The following is an 18,506-nucleotide window of genomic DNA, read 5'->3' on the forward strand; positions in this document are numbered from 1 at the left end:
CGACCCCAACCGGCCGTGTGTCTGCAAGTCGATGTCCGAGGCCCCGATTACGCTGGGGGATCGTGACGTCCGAGTATTCCGCCCATCATCTCCAGGTCCTCGAAGGACTCGAAGCGGTGCGCAAGCGCCCGGGCATGTACATCGGGTCCACCGACTCCCGCGGGCTCATGCACTGCCTGTGGGAGATCATCGACAACTCCGTCGACGAGGCCCTCGCCGGTCACGGTTCGCGCATCGACATCGTGCTCCACCGCGACGGCAGTGTCGAGGTGCGGGACCGAGCCCGCGGCATCCCGGTCGACGTCGAGCCGCGCACCGGCCTCACCGGCGTCGAGGTCGTCTTCACGAAGCTCCACGCGGGCGGCAAGTTCGGTGGGGGTTCGTACGCCGCGTCCGGTGGCCTACACGGCGTGGGCGCGTCGGTGGTCAACGCCCTGTCCGAGCGTCTCGACGTCGAGGTCGACCGCGGCGGCAAGACCTACGCGATGTCGTTCCATCGCGGTGAGCCCGGAGTCTTCGCGGGCGAAGGACCCGATTCGCCCTTCGCGCCCTACGACGCCAGCAGCGAGCTGCGGATCGTGGGGAAGGCCGCGCGCGGCGTCACCGGTACGCGCATCCGGTATTGGGCCGATCGGCAGATCTTCACGAAGGATGCTGCGTTCGGGTTCGACGAGCTCGTTCAGCGCGCACGGCAGACGGCGTTCCTCGTGCCGGGTCTCGAGATCGTCATCACCGACGAGCGTGGCGACGAGCCGGTCGAGACGAGCTACCGCTTCGACGGCGGCATCTCCGAGTTCGCCGACTTCCTCGCCCCCGACTCCGCCATCACCGACACGTGGCGGCTGACCGGCACCGGCTCTTTCACCGAGACGGTGCCCGTCCTCCAGCCCGGCGGGTCGATGGTGCCGACCGAGGTGGAGCGCGAGTGCGAGGTCGACGTCGCGGTGCGCTGGGGGACCGGGTACGACACCACCACCCGATCATTCGTCAACATCATCGCGACCCCCAAGGGCGGCACGCACCAGCAGGGCTTCGAGCAGGGTCTCATGAAGATCCTCCGTAGCCAGGTCGAGCAGAACGCGCGCAAGCTCAAGGTGGGCAGCGACAAGATCGAGAAGGATGACATCCTCGCCGGTCTCACGGCGGTGCTGACCGTCCGTCTTCCCGAACCGCAGTTCGAGGGTCAGACGAAGGAAGTCCTCGGAACACCGGCCGTGCGCCAGATCGTGACGCAGGTCGTCGCGAAGGCGCTCACAGAGCGGTTCACGTCGCCCAAGCGCGACGACAAGGCGCAGACCGCGCTCCTGCTCGAGAAGGTCGTCTCCGAGATGAAGGCGCGCATCTCCGCGCGCACGCACAAAGAGACCCAGCGCCGCAAGAACGCACTGGAGTCCTCGTCGCTGCCGTCGAAGCTCGTCGATTGCCGCTCCAACGACGTCGCCGATTCCGAACTGTTCATCGTCGAGGGCAACTCGGCGCTGGGGACGGCCCGCGACGCCCGCAACAGCGCCTACCAGGCGCTGCTCCCGATCCGCGGCAAGATCCTGAATACGCAGAAGGCGTCGATCAGCGACATGCTCTCCAATGCCGAGTGCGCCTCCATCATCCAGGTCATCGGCGCCGGTTCCGGGCGCTCGTTCGACCTCGACGCGGCCCGCTACGGCAAGATCATCCTGATGAGCGACGCCGACGTCGACGGTGCGCACATCCGCACGCTGCTCCTGACGCTGTTCTTCCGCTACATGCGTCCCCTCGTCGAAGCCGGACGCGTGTTCGCCGCCGTCCCGCCGCTGCACCGCGTGATCGTGATGAACCCCGGCTCGAAGCCGAACGAGACGATCTACACGTACAGCGAGCAGGAATTGCACGCTCTGCTCGCCAAGCTCAAGAAGTCGAACAAGCGCTGGCAGGAACCCATCCAGCGGTACAAGGGCCTGGGCGAGATGGATGCCGATCAGCTCGCGACGACCACGATGGACCGCGCCGGGCGGACCCTCCGCCGCGTGCAGGTGCGCGACATCGAAGAGGCCGCCAAGATCTTCGACCTCCTCATGGGCAGCGACGTCGCGCCGCGCCGCGAGTTCATCGTGGACTCGAGCGACCGTCTGGCGCGCGAGCGCATCGACGTCTGACCGGCGCCGCGCAGTCTCCTGCCGGCATCCGACCTGACATCGCCCCGTTGCAGCCGAACCGTCGTGCGGACTTCACCGCCGACACGCCGCCCACGATGGCCGTCATCCGGCGCGTCGCCGTCGGACTCCGCACGAGGGCACGGCGGCGCCGCACCCCGCGGCACGACGGCACCCCGGCTGCTGCCCGGTGCGTCAGCGGATCGCGGTGCCGACCGCGCCGATGACCGCGTCGAGCGGGTGACCCGAGGCGTCGCGCTTGGCGCCGGGCTCGGGAAGCGAGCGGACGGCTCCGTCACCGCCCACGGCGCGCGGATCGGATCCGACCCAGGCGAGCGTCAGGGCATCCTCGCCGCGCAGCAGGCGCTGCGCGCGCACACCGCCCGTGGCACGACCCTTGGCCGGGAACTCCGAGAACGCCGAGACCTTGGCGGAGCCGGCATCCGTTCCCGGAAGAGCGGACGTGGAGCCCGCGACCGTGACGACGACGGCGTCGAACGCCGACCCGCCGACGACGGCGAACGCGATCACCTGCGCGCCGTCGGACAGCCGGATGCCGGCCATGCCCCCGGCCGAACGACCCTGCGGTCGCACGGACGAGGCGTCGAAGCGCAGCAGTTGCGCGTCGTCGGCGACGAACACCAGCTCGGCGGCGTCCGAGGCTGGTGCCGCCCCGACCACGCGGTCGCCGTCGCGGAGGGCGATGATCTCGATCTCGGGCTTGGTGCCGAGTTCGCTCGCGGCCACGCGCTTCACGATGCCCTGGGCCGTGCCGAGCGCGATGGGCGCGCCGTCGGTCAATGGCACGAGCGCCACCACCTGCTCGCCCTTGGCCAGGGTGAGGTACTGCTCGACCTTCGTCCCCGCCGCGAGCTGCACCGCGTTGCCGGGCACGGAGGGGAGGTCGACGGGGGAGAAGCGGACGAGACGTCCGGCGGAGGTCACCGCGCCGATGTCACCGCGGGTCGTGGTGTCCACCGAGGAGCGGATCGCGTCGTGCTTCGCGCGCCGCGTCGGCGGCACGACGCCGCCACCCGGGGCATCGGCGGTGAGTTCGGCGCGGACCATGCGCCCGGTCGCAGAGAGGAACACGCGGCAGGGGGCGTCGGCGATCTGGAGGTCGGCGGCCGCGGCGGCCTTGGCCGAGCGCGGCTGCACCGGCCCTCCGTTCAGCAGCATCGTGCGGCGCGGGGTGCCGTACGCCTCGGCCGCGGCCTCGAGCTCGCTCGCGACCTGGCCGCGCAGGAGGACGTCGCTGCCGAGGAGCTCGACCAGCTGGTCGATCTCCGCCTGCAGCTGATCGCGCTCGGCCTCGAGCTCGATGCGGGAGAACTTCGTGAGGCGCCGCAGACGCAGCTCGAGGATGTACTCGGCCTGCGGGTGCGACAGGTCGAAGACCTCTTGCAGGCGGGTGCGGGCCTGCTCACCGTCGTCGGAGGTGCGGATGACCTGGATGACCTCGTCGATGTCGAGGATCGCGATCAGCAGGCCCTCGACGAGGTGGAGGCGCTCGCGCCTGCGCGCCAGACGGTACTCGCTGCGGCGGGTGACGACGCGGATGCGGTGGTCGAGATAGACCCGCAGCATGTCGCGCAGACCCAGCGTCTGGGGCTGCCCGTCGACGAGGGCGACGTTGTTGATGCCGAAGGAGTCCTCGAGCGGGGTCAGCCGGTACAGGTGCTCGAGCACGGCCTGCGCGTCGAAGCCGGTCTTGATGCCGATGACGAGACGGAGCCCGTTCTGACGGTCGCTGAGGTCGGTGACGTCGGCGATGCCCGCGAGCTTCTTCGCCTGCACGGCATCCTTGATCTTCTCGATCACCCGCTCGGGGCCGACGAGATACGGGAGCTCGGTGATCACGATGCCCGTGCGTCGCGGCCCCAGGGACTCGATCGAGGCTTTCGCGCGCGTGCGGAACAGTCCGCGGCCGTTCGTGTAGGCGTCCTTGATGCCGTCGAGCCCGACGATGATGCCCCCCGAGGGCAGGTCGGGGCCGGGGACGAACTCCATCAGCTCATCGACCGTGGCCTCGGGGTTGTTCAGCAGGTGGATTGCGGCACCGACCACCTCGATGAGGTTGTGCGGCGCCATGTTCGTCGCCATGCCGACGGCGATACCCGTGGCGCCGTTCACCAGCAGGTTCGGGAACGCGGCGGGCAGCACGTCCGGCTGCTGGAACTGTCCGTCGTAGTTCGGGACGAAGTCGACCACGTCTTCGTCGAGGTTCTCGGTGAGCGCGAGGGCCGGCGGTGCCAGACGCGCTTCGGTGTAGCGGGACGCCGCCGGGCCGTCGTCGAGCGAGCCGAAGTTGCCGTGCCCGTCGACGAGCGGGACCCGCAGCGAGAAGTGCTGCGCCAACCGCACGAGTGCGTCGTAGATCGCGGAGTCCCCGTGCGGGTGGAGCTTTCCCATCACCTCGCCGACGACGCGGGCGCTCTTCACGTGTCCACGGTCGGGGCGGAGGCCCATCTCGGCCATCTGGTACAGGATGCGACGCTGGACGGGCTTGAGCCCGTCGCGGGCGTCGGGGAGGGCACGCGAGTAGATGACCGAGTAGGCGTACTCGAGGAACGACCCCTGCATCTCGGCCGAGACATCGACGTCTTCGATGCGCTCGGGGGCGGGGGAAGCGGCAGTGGAACGGGAATCGGGCATAGGTGCGGCCTCGGGTCGGGCGGGCGTCGATCTCGACGGGGGCGGAATGTCGTGTGGAAGACTGGCCCCGATGTCCCTCAGCCTACCGGCGGCCCCGCCGCGCGCCCGGAGCCTCACCGGAGTGGTGAACGAGGCGATCGCCGCGCTCGACGGGCGATCCGAGTGGTTCGCACCTGCCCGCAGCGCCGTGGTGTTCGTCGTCGACGGGCTCGGCTCGCACAATCTCGCCGAGCGTCGCGGTCACGCACGATTCCTGGGTTCGGCCGGCTCGCGGCGCGATATCGCGCGGACGGTGTTCCCGTCCACGACGGCGGCCGCCCTCACGAGCCTCCTCACCGGAACCGAGCCGGGAGAGCACGGGATCGTCGGTTACAGCACCCGCGCTCCGGGCGCGCCCTCCGCCACGAACCAGCTCCACGGCTGGGAGACCGACGGCCTCGACCCGCGGACGTGGCAGCGCAGCCGTCCGCTGTTCGAGGTCGAGGCCGAACGCGGGCGGCCCGTGTTCGTCGTCTCCCGCCCCGACTACACCGGCACCGGGTTCACGGCGGCGACGCTCCGGGGCGCCGAGTTCGTGTCGTCCGCCGACGTGCGCGAACGCGCCGCCATCGCCGCCGATCTCTCGTCCCGGCATCCGGGAGCCCTCGTGTACCTCTACACGCCCGACCTCGACAGCGCCGGCCACCGGGACGGCTGGGAGTCGGACCGCTGGACCGACGCCCTCGAACGCGTCGACGCCGCCGCCCGTGACCTCGCCGGGGCCGTTCACCCCGACACCGGCGTGCTGGTGACCGCGGATCACGGGATGGTCGACGTCCCCGCGCGCAAGCACGTGCTGCTCGGTCACGGCGACCCGCTCGTGGAGGGCGTCGACGTCGTCGGCGGCGAGCCCCGCATGCTGCACCTGTACGCCGCGCCGGGCGAAGCGGATGCCGTGGCCTCGCGCTGGCGCGAACGCGAGCAGGCGCGGGCGTGGGTGATGACACGCGACGAGGCGATCGCGGCCGGGCTGTTCGGTCCGGTCGCCCCGGAGGTGCGCGAGCGCATCGGCGACGTGCTCGTCGCGGCTCGCGGACGGTTCGCGTACTACGACGATCGCGAGCGCGACAAGCGCCCGCAGCGCATGGTCGGCCAGCACGGGTCGCTCACCGACGAGGAGCGCACCGTGCCGCTCCTGCGGCTCGGCGCTTTCGCCTGATCGCGTCAGCTCTCGTCGGAGCGGGCCCCGAACACGATCTCGTCCCACGACGGCATCGACGGGCGGCCCTTCGCGCGTCGCCCGGAGTCGGTGGATGCCGCGGGAGCGGCGGTGCGCTCGGGTTCGGCGTCCTCCTCGGCCTCGTCGGCGCGGTAGCCGGGCTCCAGTGCGTCGAAGAGCGCGACGGGCGCGCTGGGGGTCCGCGGTTCGGGCTCGCGCGCCTCTGCGGCACCGGGCAGCGGCTCGCGCTGACCGCGACGGCGGCGGAGCGCCTCGAGGAGGTCGGCCGTCTCCGACGACGTGACGGGGGCATCGGGCGCGCGCTTGATCGCCGCCGCCTGGACGGCTGCGGCGACGGGGCCGGTGGCTTCGACGCCCGGCTCGTCCTCGATGTCGAGGCGTCGAGGACCGAATGCGCCGCTGTCGAAGCGCGAGTCGTCCTTCGCGAGCGGGGTGTCGAGGGCGCGCAGCCGCGGGATCAGCCCCTCGGGGAGCGAGCCCTGGCGCGACAGCTGGATGGCATCCGAGTTCTGCGGGGAGAGGGTGCTGCGTCGCGGGTCGAACCCCCAACGGGCGTCGTGGTCGATCCCGTTCGCGGTGAACTCGAGCTTGACCATCCAGCCGGAGGAATCCTTCCAACTCGTCCAGCGCTCCGACGACGCTCCCGCCTCGGCGAGCTTCGCCCGCACGGCGGTCCCGAAGGTCACCGGACCGTCGTGTTCGAGTGCGCCGCCGAGGAGGACGGGCACCGCGAGGGCCTGTGCCACGACGTGTTCGCGCTCGGCGAGGACGGGGCCTTCGAAGCGCTCCACGTCTTCGACGCGGGCGCCGAGCAGGGTCGCGACCTCGCGCGCGGAGAGTCCCGCTCGGATGTGCGCCTGAATGTCGCGCGGGCTCGGGCGGGGCGCGCGCTCGTCGTCGTGCTCGCGCCCACGGCGCGCTCGGCGCGCCTCAGCGCGCAGCACCTCGTCGAGCGGCAGGGCGAAACGTTCACCCGTTTCGGTCGCGACGACGAGGACGTCATCCTCGGTTCCGATGACTTTGAGCTGTTCCATGCGAAACACCCCTCCGATCTGCGGTCGAGCCCCATGCTGACACGCCCCCGGGGCCGGAGCCGGGAATATCGCGGGCGCGCCGCGAGTTTCACGCGTCGCACGGCCCTTCACCCGCGAGATCCGCATTTGCTTATCGGGTTCGGGTCATGCAAACTATGGCCGCCCGTTCGGGCGATGCACCACGAAAAACCGGAAGTAGAGACCTTCACGCATGGCCACCGATTACGACGCACCGCGCAAGACCGAGGACGACAGCGAGTCGATCGAGGCCCTCAAGGAGCGCGTGCCCGACAAGACGTCGGGGTCGATCGACAACGAGGATGCCGACAACCCTTCGGGCTTCGAGCTGCCCGGGGCCGACCTGTCGGACATCGACCTCGACGTCGTCGTTCTTCCCCCCCAGGAGGACGAGTTCACCTGTATGAACTGCTTCCTGGTGAAGCACCGTTCCCAGATCGCCGAGGAGAGCGGCTCCGGCTTCATCTGCCTGGAGTGCGCAGCCTGACCTGAGCGCGCTGGATCGCCGCGATGAGGCGGTCCGGCGTCCGGGTGGAGATCACCCACATCGGAGTCGGATCATCGGGATCGGTCACGGGTACCGTGACGATCCCGTCGATCCCGCCCCGGATGACATGCCAGGCCCGCCGGTCGAGACCACTCCCGCGGGCCGTTCGCGCCTCCTCCGCCATCACGCCGGCCGGCGCCCCGAGGTGCTCGACCGGGATATGGGCCCGGCCCGCCCGCAGTTCCCCGTCGCGCACCTCGACCACGGGGGAGAGCGCGACGAGCGCCGCGACGATCCCGACCGACACGGCCAGGCCCACGACAAGGGCCACGGTGGTGTCGATCGGCGAGAAGACCAGGGCCGCCATCGGGCCGCAGACCGCCGCGGCGACCAGGGCCCACAGCGACGGACTCAGGCGTTCGCGGTACTCGATTCCGGTGCGGATGCCGCACCCCCTCTTCTGCATTACCCTCGTGGGGTGACCGAAACGGTGGACGTCCTCATTGTCGCATCCGAGCCTCCGGTCTTCGCCCACCCCGGCGACGCCGGGGCCGACCTCGTCGCCGCCGAGGCCGTCCGACTCGAACCCGGCCGACGTGCCCTCGTCGCGACCGGAGTGCGGATCGCGCTGCCGGAGGGCTACGCCGCCTTCGTCGTCCCGCGCAGCGGCCTCGCCGCCAAGCACGGGATCACGATCGTCAATTCACCCGGCACGATCGACGCGGGCTACCGCGGCGAGATCAAAGTGGCGCTGCTGAACACCGACCTCGACGAGGCGTACGAGATCTCGGTCGGAGACCGGATCGCGCAGCTGATCGTCATGCCCGTCCCACCCGTGCGCTTCATTCCCGTCGACGACCTCCCGGCCAGCGTGCGCGGAGAGGGCGGCTTCGGATCCAGCGGCTACCAGACACCCTCAGGGAGCACCCGATGACCGAAGACTCCGACCCGCAGATCGAAGCCGCCCCGCCCGCCAAGAGCGGACCGGTGGACCGCGAGACCGTCGGTCCCTTCGACGAGTCGGAGGCCAACGCGGTCCGCCCGTACATCGACCTCGGCGGCATCAAGATCCTTCCGCGCGAGGGCCTGAATCTTCGGCTCGAGGTCGAGGAGCAGACCAAGCGCATCGTCGCGGTGGGTCTGGACTACGTCGAGTCGACGCTGCAGGTGCAGCCCTTCGCGGCTCCCCGTTCGAGCGGCCTGTGGGAAGAGACCCGCGAGCAGATCCGTCAGCAGGTCAAGCAGCAGGGTGGCCGCGTGGAGGAGCGCGAGGGACCGCTCGGTCCCGAACTGCTCGCCGAGGTGCCGGTCGTCGCCGGACCCGACGGCGCCACCAAGCGCCTCGCTCGCTTCGTCGGCGTCGACGGCCCGCGCTGGTTCCTGCGCGGCGTCATCGGCGGCGCGGCGACGTCCGACGTCGAGGCGGCCGCGGCCGTGGAAGACCTGTTCCGCTCGATCGTCGTCGTGCGCGGCACCTCACCCATGCCGCCGCGCGATCTGATCCCGCTGCGGATGCCGACCACCCCCGGCACGGCATGACCGAGCCCGCGCGCCCCGACGACGGCGACCGCGTCCCGCTGGAGCCGCCCTCGGCGGCCGACAGTGTGTCGGCCGCGCTCGGGAGCGCCGCCCGTCGGGCCGGGCTCGACCCCGCCAAGCACGCGTCGACCGGCGCCGCCGTCTGGGCGGCCATGGGCGGATGGCGCGGCATCCTGGAGTCGGTGCTGCCGTCGCTGGCGTTCGTGGTCCTGTTCACCGTCACGATCGATCCCGAGACGCGCCAGGGGAACCTGCCGTTGAGTCTGGGGGTCTCCGTCGGCTTGGCGCTGGTGTTCACGATCGCCCGGCTGGTGGCCAAGTCGCCGCCGAGCGCGGCGATCGGGGGGTTGGTCGCGACCGCCGCCGCCGCGCTGTTGACGCTGTTCACCGGCCGCGGGCAGGACAACTTCGTCTTCGGCTTCTTCACCAACGGCGCGTACGGCGCCGCCTTCCTCGTCTCGGTGCTCGTCGGGTGGCCGCTCATCGGCCTGATCGCCGGCTATCTGCTCGGCGAGGGCACGTCGTGGCGGACCGACAAGCGCCGTCGACGCGTCTACACCTGGCTCTCGCTGGGCTGGGCGGCACTGTTCGTCGCGCGCCTGATCGTGCAGCTCCCGCTGTACTTCGCGGGAGACGTGACGGCCCTCGGCACGCTGAAGATCGTCATGGGCCTGCCGCTGTTCGCTCCCATGGTGGCCGTGACGTGGCTCGCCGTGCGAGCGCTCTCGCCTCGCCGCGAGTCCTGATACATTTATCTTGATATCAAGATAAATCTCCCTCCCTCGCGGTTAGGTCGGCCTTCCTGGCATCCTCCGAACCGCGCAGGGAAGATGGAGAGGGCGGGCCGACGCCTGCGCATACGCCGACGAAGGAGACGATCGTGTCCACGGTTGACAGCTTCGGTGCCAAGAGCACCCTGACGGTCGGCAGCACCGACTACGAGATCTTCCGCATCGACACCGTCGCCGGATTCGAGAAGCTCCCGTTCAGCCTCAAGGTGCTGCTCGAGAACCTGCTCCGCACCGAAGACGGGGCGAACGTCACGGCGGACCAGATCCGCGCCCTCGGATCCTGGAACCCGGATGCCGAGCCCGACACCGAGATCCAGTTCACGCCCGCACGCGTCGTGATGCAGGACTTCACCGGCGTCCCCTGCATTGTCGACCTCGCCACCATGCGCGAGGCCGTGACGGCCCTCGGCGGCGACCCCAGCCGCATCAACCCGCTCTCGCCGGCCGAGATGGTCATCGACCACTCCGTCATCGCCGACCTCTTCGGCAGTGAGAACGCCCTCGAGCGCAACGTCGAGATCGAGTACGAGCGCAACGGTGAGCGCTACCAGTTCCTCCGCTGGGGCCAGACCGCGTTCGACGACTTCAAGGTCGTCCCGCCGGGCACCGGCATCGTCCACCAGGTGAACATCGAGCACCTCGCCAAGGTCGTCTACGACCGCACGGTCGACGGCGTGCTGCGCGCCTACCCCGACACCTGCGTCGGCACCGACTCGCACACCACGATGGTCAACGGCCTGGGCGTGCTCGGCTGGGGCGTCGGCGGCATCGAGGCCGAGGCCGCGATGCTCGGCCAGCCCGTGTCGATGCTCATCCCGCGCGTCGTCGGCTTCAAGCTCAGCGGCGAGATCCCCGCCGGCGTCACCGCGACCGACGTCGTCCTCACGATCACCGACATGCTGCGCAAGCACGGCGTCGTGGGCAAGTTCGTCGAGTTCTACGGCGAGGGCGTGGCCTCCGTGCCGCTCGCCAACCGCGCCACGATCGGCAACATGAGCCCCGAGTTCGGCTCGACCGCGGCGATGTTCCCCATCGACGACGTCACGCTCGACTACCTGCGCCTCACCGGCCGCGACGAGCAGACCGTCGCGCTCGTCGAGGCGTACGCCAAGGAGCAGAAGCTCTGGCACGACCCGGCGCGCGAGCTGGTCTTCAGCGAGTTCATGGAGCTCGACCTCTTCACGGTGGTCCCCTCGATCGCCGGACCGAAGCGTCCGCAAGACCGCATCCTGCTGTCCGAGGCGAAGAACCAGTTCGAGAAGGACATCCTCAACTACGCCGCAGTCACGTCGGACTCGATCGTCGATCTCGAGAGCGACCAGTCGTTCCCGGCGTCCGACCCCGGTCCCGTCCCCGGCGACGAGCACACCCACACCGGTGAGGTGCTCATCTCCTCGGGCCACCCGGCCAACGCCTCCAAGCCCGTCAAGGTCACGACCCCCGAGGGCCAGTCGTACCTCCTCGACAACGGCGCGGTGACCCTCGCGGCGATCACCTCGTGCACGAACACGTCGAACCCCTCGGTCATGATCGCGGCGGGCCTGCTCGCCAAGAACGCCGTCGACAAGGGCCTCAAGCGCAAGCCGTGGGTCAAGACGACGCTCGGCCCCGGCTCGAAGGTCGTCACCGACTACTACGAGAAGTCGGGCCTCGACAAGGCGCTCGAGGGCCTCGACTTCTACACCGTCGGCTACGGCTGCACGATCTGCATCGGCAACTCCGGCCCCCTCATCGAGGAGGTCTCCGCGGCGATCAACGAGAACGACCTCGCCGTGACGGCGGTCCTCTCGGGCAACCGCAACTTCGAGGGCCGCATCAGCCCCGACGTGAAGATGAACTACCTGGCATCCCCGCCGCTGGTGGTCGCCTACGCGCTGGCCGGGTCGATGAACTTCGACTTCGAGACCGACGCCCTCGGCAAGGACCAGAACGGCGACGACGTCTTCCTGAAGGACATCTGGCCCGCGCCCGACCAGGTGCAGACGATCATCGACGCGTCGATCTCGCGCGAGCAGTTCATCCAGCAGTACGCCACCGTCTTCGAGGGCGACGAGCGCTGGAAGAACCTGCCCACCCCGACCGGCCCGATCTTCGAGTGGGATGCCGATTCGACCTACGTCCGGAAGGCGCCCTACTTCGACGGCATGTCGATGGAGCCCTCGCCGGTCACCGACATCAGCGGTGCACGCGTCATGGCCGCCCTCGGCGACTCGGTCACGACCGACCACATCAGCCCGGCCGGCAACATCAAGGCGGGCACCCCCGCCGCGCAGTACCTGACCGAGCACGGCGTCGCGCAGAAGGACTTCAACTCCTACGGCTCGCGTCGCGGCAACCACGAGGTGATGATCCGCGGCACGTTCGCGAACATCCGTCTGAAGAACGAGCTCACCGCGGCCGTCAACGACGGCAAGGTCGTCGAGGGCGGGTACACCCGCGACTTCACGCAGCCCGGCGGCCCGCAGTCGTACATCTTCGACGCGAGCCAGAACTACCAGGCGCAGGGCACCCCGCTCGTGATCTTCGGCGGCAAGGAGTACGGCTCCGGCTCGTCGCGCGACTGGGCGGCCAAGGGCACGAACCTGCTCGGCGTGAAGGCCGTGATCACCGAGAGCTTCGAGCGCATCCACCGCTCGAACCTCATCGGCATGGGCGTCGTCCCGCTGCAGTTCCCGGCCGGCGAGAGCTGGAAGTCGCTGGGTCTGGACGGCACCGAGATCGTCTCGATCGAGGGTCTCGAGCAGCTCAACGAGGGCGTGACGCCGAAGACGGTGAAGGTCACGGCCGAGCCGAGCGAGTTCTCGCCCGAGGGCAAGCAGACCGTGACGTTCGACGCCGTGGTCCGCATCGACACCCCCGGTGAGGCCGACTACTACCGCAACGGCGGCATCCTGCAGTACGTGCTGCGTTCGCTCGTCTGATCCCGCCTCGACCGCGCCCCGGGGAGCTTCGGCCCCCGGGGCGCGGTCGCGTTTTCCGACACCATGGATCGCTCGCTGGCAAGCCATTGCCGGGCCCGCTCGAGGTGCCGAGACTAGAATCGACAGACGCGCAGGCCACTGCGCGCACCGCACGAGAGGAGTCGTATGGCTCTCCTACCCGGCATCCACGGTCCCCGTGATCTCGACGCACTGACGCCCGACGAACTGCGGCAGCTCGCGGCCGAGATCCGCTCGTTCCTCGTCGAGAACGTCGCCCGCACCGGCGGCCACCTCGGTCCGAACCTCGGCGTCGTCGAGCTGACGATCGCCCTGCACAAAGTCTTCGACTCACCCGAAGACCCGATCATCTTCGACACCGGGCACCAGTCGTACGTCCACAAGATCCTCACCGGGCGCCAGGATTTCGCGCAGCTGCGCTCGCGCGGGGGCCTCGCCGGATACCCGCAGCGCTCCGAGAGCGAGCACGACATCGTCGAGTCCTCTCACGCGTCGAGCTCGCTGAGCTGGGCCGACGGCGTCTCACGGGCGTTCTCGCGCACCGGCCGTAAGGACCGGCACGTCATCGCCGTCGTGGGCGACGGCGCCCTCACCGGCGGAATGACGTGGGAGGCGCTGAACAACATCAGCGACGACAACGACCGGAACCTCGTCATCGTCGTCAACGACAACGGTCGCTCCTACGCGCCCACGATCGGCGGCATGGCGCGCTACCTGAACCGCGTGCGCACGAACGAGGCGTACCGGCACCTCCACCGCAGTTCCGACACGCTGTTCCGGCGGCTCGGCCCCGCGGCGCGCGCCGTCTACCGGGGAGTGCGGGGCGGCACCCACGGCTTCCTCTCCCGCTTCACCAACAACGAAGCGCTGTACAGCAATCTCGACATCAAGTACTTGGGACCGATCGACGGACACGACTTCGAGTCGCTCATCGAGACGCTCGAGCTGGCGAAGTCGTACGGCGCCCCGGTCATCGTGCACGCGATCACCGACAAGGGAAGCGGATACGCCCCCGCCCTCAGCGACACCGCCGACCAGTTCCACGCCGTCGGCAAGATCGACCCGATCACGGGCGAGGCACTCGGCTCGGGCGGAGGTCCGCAGTGGACCGACGTGTTCGCCGAGGAGCTGACCGCGGTGGGCGGGGAACGCGACGACGTCATCGCGATGACCGCGGCGATGCTGCGACCCACGGGCCTGCAGTCCTTCGCGGAACGCTTCCCCGAGCGCGTCTACGACGTCGGTATCGCCGAGCAGCACGCGGTCGCCTCGGCCGCGGGCCTGGCCTTCGGTGGCCTGCACCCGGTCGTCGCGATCTACGCGACCTTCATGAACCGCGCGTTCGACCAGGTCATGATGGATGTCGCCCTGCACAAGGCCGGGGTCACGTTCGTGCTCGACCGCGCCGGTGTGACCGGCCCCGACGGTCCGAGCCACCACGGCATCTGGGATCTGGCGATGCTGCAGCTGGTCCCCGGCATCCGGATCGCCGCTCCGCGCGATGCGACGCGGCTCCGCGAGGAGTTCCGTGAGGCGGTCGCCGTCGGCGATGCTCCGACGGTGGTGCGCTACCCGAAGGGCGGTGTCCCGGCCGACCTCGACGCGATCGAGCGCCTGCCCGACGGCGTCGACGTCCTGGCCCGCGGCACGTCTGATGACGTGCTGCTGGTCGGCATCGGACCGATGGTCCACCTCGCGATGGAGGTCGCCGAACGCCTGCGCGCGCAGGGCATCGGAGCGACGGTCGTCGACCCGCGCTGGGCGATCCCCGTGCAGCCGTCGATCGTCGACCTCGCCCGCGAGCACCGTCTGGTGATCACGATCGAGGACGGTATCCGCGTCGGCGGCGTCGGCACCCGCGTGCGCCAGGTCCTGCGTGAGGCCGGGGTCGACACGGCGGTCGACGAGCTCGGCATCCCGGACGAGTTCATCGATCACGCCACGCGCGAGCAGATCCTCGAGGACGCCGGGCTCACGGCATCCAAGATCGCCCACGACGTGGTGGCCCAGGTGCTCGGGACGCGCATTCCGATGGCGCGTCAGACGCCCACCGGCTCAATCCCGACGCTGGAGGAGTGGGAGAAGTCCCGTCCGTGACCCGCTGACCCCGCACCGTACGCGGCGCGCCGCTCGTCAGCGTCCATTTCACGTGAAATGGGCGAACGTACGCACTGCGACGCGCGACGACGTGTGATGTCGATCAGATCGCGTGAAGTGGTGGCCCGTAGCCGGGCCGACCCACCCGCGCACGACAACGGCGCCGCCCCCTCGGGACGGCGCCGTTCTCGTACGTGCGGGGATCAGCCGCCGATGCCGCGGATCGGCGGGTGGTGGAACGTGTCGCCGAAGGCGCGCTCCGACGCCCCCTCGCGGTCGAGGTAGGGCGAGGCTCCGCCGTCGATGAACGGCCACCCGGCGCCGAGGATGAGGCACAGGTCGATGTCCTGCACCTCGGGCACCACGCCCTCGTCGAGCATGATCCTGATCTCCTGGGCGAGACCATCCTGCACGCGGGCGAGGATCGTCTCGGGTGCGACCGGCGTCTTACCGGTGACGAGCACCTTCTGAGCGGCCTTGGTCCAGCCGGTCACGCGGCCGCCCTTGTCCTTCTCGACGACCTCAGGGAGTGCCGCGAGCTCGTGGAAGTTCTCGGATGCGAAGAAGCGGTCGGGGAAGGCGTGCGCCATCGTGTCCTGCACGTGGGCCGCGACCTTCCAACCGACGAGGTCGATGAGCTGGAACGGTCCCATCGGCAGTCCGAGCGGCGCGAAGGCCTTCTCGACGACCGTGATCGGCGTTCCCTCGTACACCGCGCGTGCGGCCTCGCCCATGACCTTGGCGAGCAGGCGGTTGACGACGAACCCGGGCGCGTCGGCGGTCAGCACCGCGTTCTTCCCCAGGCCCTTGGCCACGACGAACGCGGTCGATAGCGCGGCGTCGGAGGTGGCATCCGTTCTCACGACCTCGATGAGCGGCATGACCGCGACGGGGTTGAAGAAGTGGAACCCGACGAGACGCTCGGGATTCTGCAGCACCGACCCGATCTCGGCGACCGAGAGCGACGAGGTGTTGGTGGCGAGGATCGTGTCTTCGGCGACGATCTTCTCGATCGCCGAGAACACCTCCTGCTTGACACCCACCTCTTCGAAGACGGCCTCGATGACGAAGTCGCAGTCGGCGAACTCCGACCGGTCGGTCGTGCCGTGCACGAGCGCGCGCAGTTGGTTCGCGGTGTCCGCGTCGAGCCGGCCCTTCGCTTCGAGCTTCCCGATCTCCTCGCGGATGGATGCCACGCCCTTGTCGACGCGTCCCTGGTCGAGGTCGGTGATGATCACGGGCACGCGCAGCTTCCGCACGAACAGCAGGGCGAACTGCGAGGCCATGAGGCCCGCGCCGATGACGCCGACCTTCGTGACCTTCTTCGCCAGCGCCTTGTCGGGAGCCCCGACCGGGCGCTTCGCGCGCTTCTGCACGAGGTCGAAGGCATACATGGATGCCGCGAACTGGTCGCCCGTGATGAGGTCGGCGAGAGCCTCGTCCTCGCGGGCGAAGCCCTCGGCCTTCGTGCCGCTCTTGGCCTTGTCGAGCAGGTCGAGCGCGACGTAGGGGGAGCGGGGGACGGTCCCGATCTTGGACTCGAGCATGTTTCGCGCGACCTTGATCGCGATCGGCCACTTGGTGAGGCGCTCGATCTTGCCGGGCTCGTTCTTGCGCTCGACACGGACCCGACCGGTCAGCACGCCGTCGGCCCACCGCAGCGAGTCCTCGAGGTAGCTGGCCGCGGGGAAGATGGCATCCATGATCCCGAGGTCGAACGCCTGCTGGGGCTTGAGCATCCGGTTCTGCTTGAGCGGGTTCGACACCACGACCTCGAGCGCGTTCTCGATGCCGATGAGGTTCGGCAGCAGGTACGCGCCACCCCAGCCGGGGATGATGCCGAGGAACACCTCGGGCAGCGCGATGGCGGCCGCAGAGGCGTCGACCGTGCGGTAGGTCGAGTTCAGCGCGATCTCGAGACCACCGCCCAGGGCGAGGCCGTTGACGAACGCGAACGACGGGACGCCGAGTTCGGACAGCGAACCCAGCACCTGGTGTCCGCGCTGCGCGATGAGGCGCGCGACCTCCTTCGACGGCAGCTTCGCGACGTCGGAGAGGTCGGCCCCGGCGGCCAGGATGTACTGCTTGCCGGTGATCGCGACCGCGTGGATCTCCCCGGCCGCGGCCCGCTGCTTCAGCGTCTCGAGCGTGCGGCCGAGCTCCGCGAGGGTCGCGGGCCCCAGCGTGTTCGGCCGGGTGTGGTCGCGGCCGTTGTCGAGCGTGACGAGGGCGACGACGTTGCCCGAGGGGAGCCGTACGTCGCGGACGGGGGAGTGGGTGACCACCTCGTCGCCCGTGAGGGCGTCGAGCGGCGAGAAGTCGATGGCGGCGTAGTCGGTCACTTGCGCTTCTTCTTTCCGTCGAAGAACGGGTTCTCCCAGATCACGGAGCCGCCCTGGCCGAGACCGACGCACATCGCCGTGAGGCCGTAGCGCACGTCGGGACGCTCGGCGAAGTGCGCCGCGAGCTGGATCATGAGACGGACACCGGATGCCGCGAGCGGGTGGCCCAGGGCGATGGCGCCGCCCCACGGGTTGACGCGCGGGTCGTCGTCGGCGATGCCGAAGTGGTCGAGCAGCGAGATGACCTGGATCGCGAAGGCCTCGTTGAGTTCGAACAGGCCGATGTCGTCGATCGTCAGACCGGCCTTCTTCAGCGCCTTCTCGGTCGAGGGGATCGGACCGATGCCCATGATCTCGGGCTGCACACCCGCGAACGCGAACGAGACCATCCGCATCTTCGGCGCGAGGCCGAACTCCTTCACGGCGGCGGAGCCCGCGAGCAGGCTGATCGTCGCGCCGTCGGTGAGCGGAGACGACGTGCCGGCGGTGACGCGGCCGTGCGGCCGGAAGGGGGTCTTGAGGGATGCCAGGCCCTCGAGGGTCGTCTCGGGGCGGCGCCCCTCGTCCTCGGTGGCGAGGCCCCAGGCGCCCTCGGCATCCTTGATCGCGACCGGGACGAGGTCGGGCTGGAACTTGCCGGCCTCGTACGCCGCCTGCGCCTTGTGCTGGCTGGCCATGCCGAAGCGGTCCGCGCGCTCCTTGGTCAGGTGCGGGAACCGGTCGTGGATGCGCTCGGCCGTCACGCCCATGTTGAGCGCGCCCGGGTCGACGAGCTTCTCGGCGACGAACCGCGGGTTCGGGTCGGCGTTGGCGCCGATGGGGTGGCGCCCCATGTGCTCGACACCGCCCGCGAGGGCGACGTCGTACATGCCGACGCCGATCGACGCGCCCATCGTGGTGACGCTCGTCATCGCGCCGGCGCACATGCGCTCGATCGCCAGGCCCGGCACGGTCATCGGCAGGCCGGCGAGGATCGCCGCCGTGCGCCCGAGCGTGAGGCCCTGGTCACCGGTCTGCGACGTCGCGGCGATCGCCACGTCGTCGATCCGGTCCTTCGGCACGTCGCCGTTGCGCTCCATCAGCCCGATGATCGCTTTGACCACCAGGTCGTCCGCGCGGGTGTTCCAGTACATGCCCTTCTCGCCGGCGCGCCCGAAAGGGGTCCGCATACCGTCGACGAAGAAGACGTCCGACATCTCGGCCACTCTGCCTCCAAAAGTTGGGATGCAGCCAGCCTAGGAAACGCGTCGCAGCGC

13 protein-coding genes are annotated in these 18,506 nt (G+C 69.8%); 8 read left to right on the forward strand and 5 right to left on the reverse strand.

The genetic code is table 11. From position 1 onward, the window contains the following. Positions 1-59 precede the first annotated feature (59 nt). Positions 60-2,132, forward strand: coding sequence for a DNA gyrase/topoisomerase IV subunit B (locus tag BW982_RS02110; RefSeq protein WP_139327363.1), 2,073 nt, complete (start codon positions 60-62; stop codon positions 2,130-2,132). Positions 2,133-2,324: 192 nt separating this feature from the next. On the opposite strand, the gene BW982_RS02115 is transcribed toward BW982_RS02110, so the two are convergent. Beyond that, entirely contained in the window at positions 2,325-4,784 is a 2,460-nt protein-coding gene (locus BW982_RS02115) for a DNA gyrase/topoisomerase IV subunit A (protein WP_076490441.1), read from the reverse strand. A gap of 70 nt (positions 4,785-4,854) precedes the next feature. Between BW982_RS02115 and BW982_RS02120 the strand changes: the two genes are divergently transcribed. Beyond that, complete coding sequence (locus BW982_RS02120) at positions 4,855-5,982, forward strand: alkaline phosphatase family protein (RefSeq protein ID WP_076490442.1); 1,128 nt, start codon at positions 4,855-4,857, stop codon at positions 5,980-5,982. A 5-nt stretch (positions 5,983-5,987) separates the two neighbouring features. Here BW982_RS02120 and sepH read toward each other — a convergent pair whose 3' ends face one another. Then, positions 5,988-7,037, reverse strand: coding sequence for a septation protein SepH (sepH, locus tag BW982_RS02125; protein WP_076490443.1), 1,050 nt, complete (start codon positions 7,035-7,037; stop codon positions 5,988-5,990). 211 nt (positions 7,038-7,248) lie between these two features. On the opposite strand from sepH, the gene BW982_RS02130 reads away from it, so the two are divergent. Then, a complete protein-coding gene (locus BW982_RS02130) occupies positions 7,249-7,542 on the forward strand; it encodes a DUF4193 domain-containing protein (protein ID WP_076490444.1) in 294 nt (97 codons plus the stop codon). Here the strand turns inward: BW982_RS02130 and BW982_RS02135 are convergent. After that, positions 7,517-8,008 (reverse strand): DUF3093 domain-containing protein, encoded by a 492-nt coding sequence (locus tag BW982_RS02135; protein WP_076490445.1) that lies wholly within the window; start codon positions 8,006-8,008, stop codon positions 7,517-7,519. The genes BW982_RS02130 and BW982_RS02135 overlap by 26 nt on opposite strands. 12 nt (positions 8,009-8,020) lie before the next feature. Here BW982_RS02135 and dut point away from each other — a divergent pair, with 12 nt between their 5' ends. The 5 genes from dut to dxs all read left to right on the forward strand — a co-directional run bounded on the left by dut (position 8,021) and on the right by dxs (position 14,908). Then, positions 8,021-8,476, forward strand: coding sequence for a dUTP diphosphatase (gene dut / locus BW982_RS02140; RefSeq protein ID WP_076490446.1), 456 nt, complete (start codon positions 8,021-8,023; stop codon positions 8,474-8,476). Further along, complete coding sequence (locus BW982_RS02145) at positions 8,473-9,081, forward strand: DUF3710 domain-containing protein (protein ID WP_076490447.1); 609 nt, start codon at positions 8,473-8,475, stop codon at positions 9,079-9,081. The genes dut and BW982_RS02145 overlap by 4 nt, the downstream gene beginning before the upstream one ends. After that, positions 9,078-9,827: a DUF3159 domain-containing protein gene (locus BW982_RS02150; protein WP_076490448.1), complete on the forward strand. Its 750-nt coding sequence runs from the start codon at positions 9,078-9,080 to the stop codon at positions 9,825-9,827. Before BW982_RS02145 ends, BW982_RS02150 begins: the two co-directional genes overlap by 4 nt. Before the next feature lie 134 nt (positions 9,828-9,961). After that, positions 9,962-12,793, forward strand: a complete 2,832-nt coding sequence (acnA, locus tag BW982_RS02155; RefSeq protein WP_076490449.1) for an aconitate hydratase AcnA — start codon at positions 9,962-9,964, stop codon at positions 12,791-12,793. 165 nt (positions 12,794-12,958) lie between these two features. Next, positions 12,959-14,908, forward strand: a complete 1,950-nt coding sequence (dxs, locus tag BW982_RS02160) for a 1-deoxy-D-xylulose-5-phosphate synthase (protein ID WP_076490450.1) — start codon at positions 12,959-12,961, stop codon at positions 14,906-14,908. A gap of 203 nt (positions 14,909-15,111) precedes the next feature. On the opposite strand, the gene BW982_RS02165 is transcribed toward dxs, so the two are convergent. Then, on the reverse strand, positions 15,112-17,250 hold the full coding sequence (locus BW982_RS02165) for a 3-hydroxyacyl-CoA dehydrogenase NAD-binding domain-containing protein (RefSeq protein ID WP_076490451.1): 2,139 nt from the start codon (positions 17,248-17,250) through the stop codon (positions 15,112-15,114). Then, a complete protein-coding gene (locus BW982_RS02170; protein ID WP_076490452.1) occupies positions 17,247-18,455 on the reverse strand; it encodes a thiolase family protein in 1,209 nt (402 codons plus the stop codon). The genes BW982_RS02165 and BW982_RS02170 overlap by 4 nt, the downstream gene beginning before the upstream one ends. Positions 18,456-18,506: the final 51 nt, after the last annotated feature.

It is taken from the genome of Microbacterium sp. RURRCA19A (genome assembly GCF_900156455.1).
Classification (GTDB): domain Bacteria; phylum Actinomycetota; class Actinomycetes; order Actinomycetales; family Microbacteriaceae; genus Microbacterium.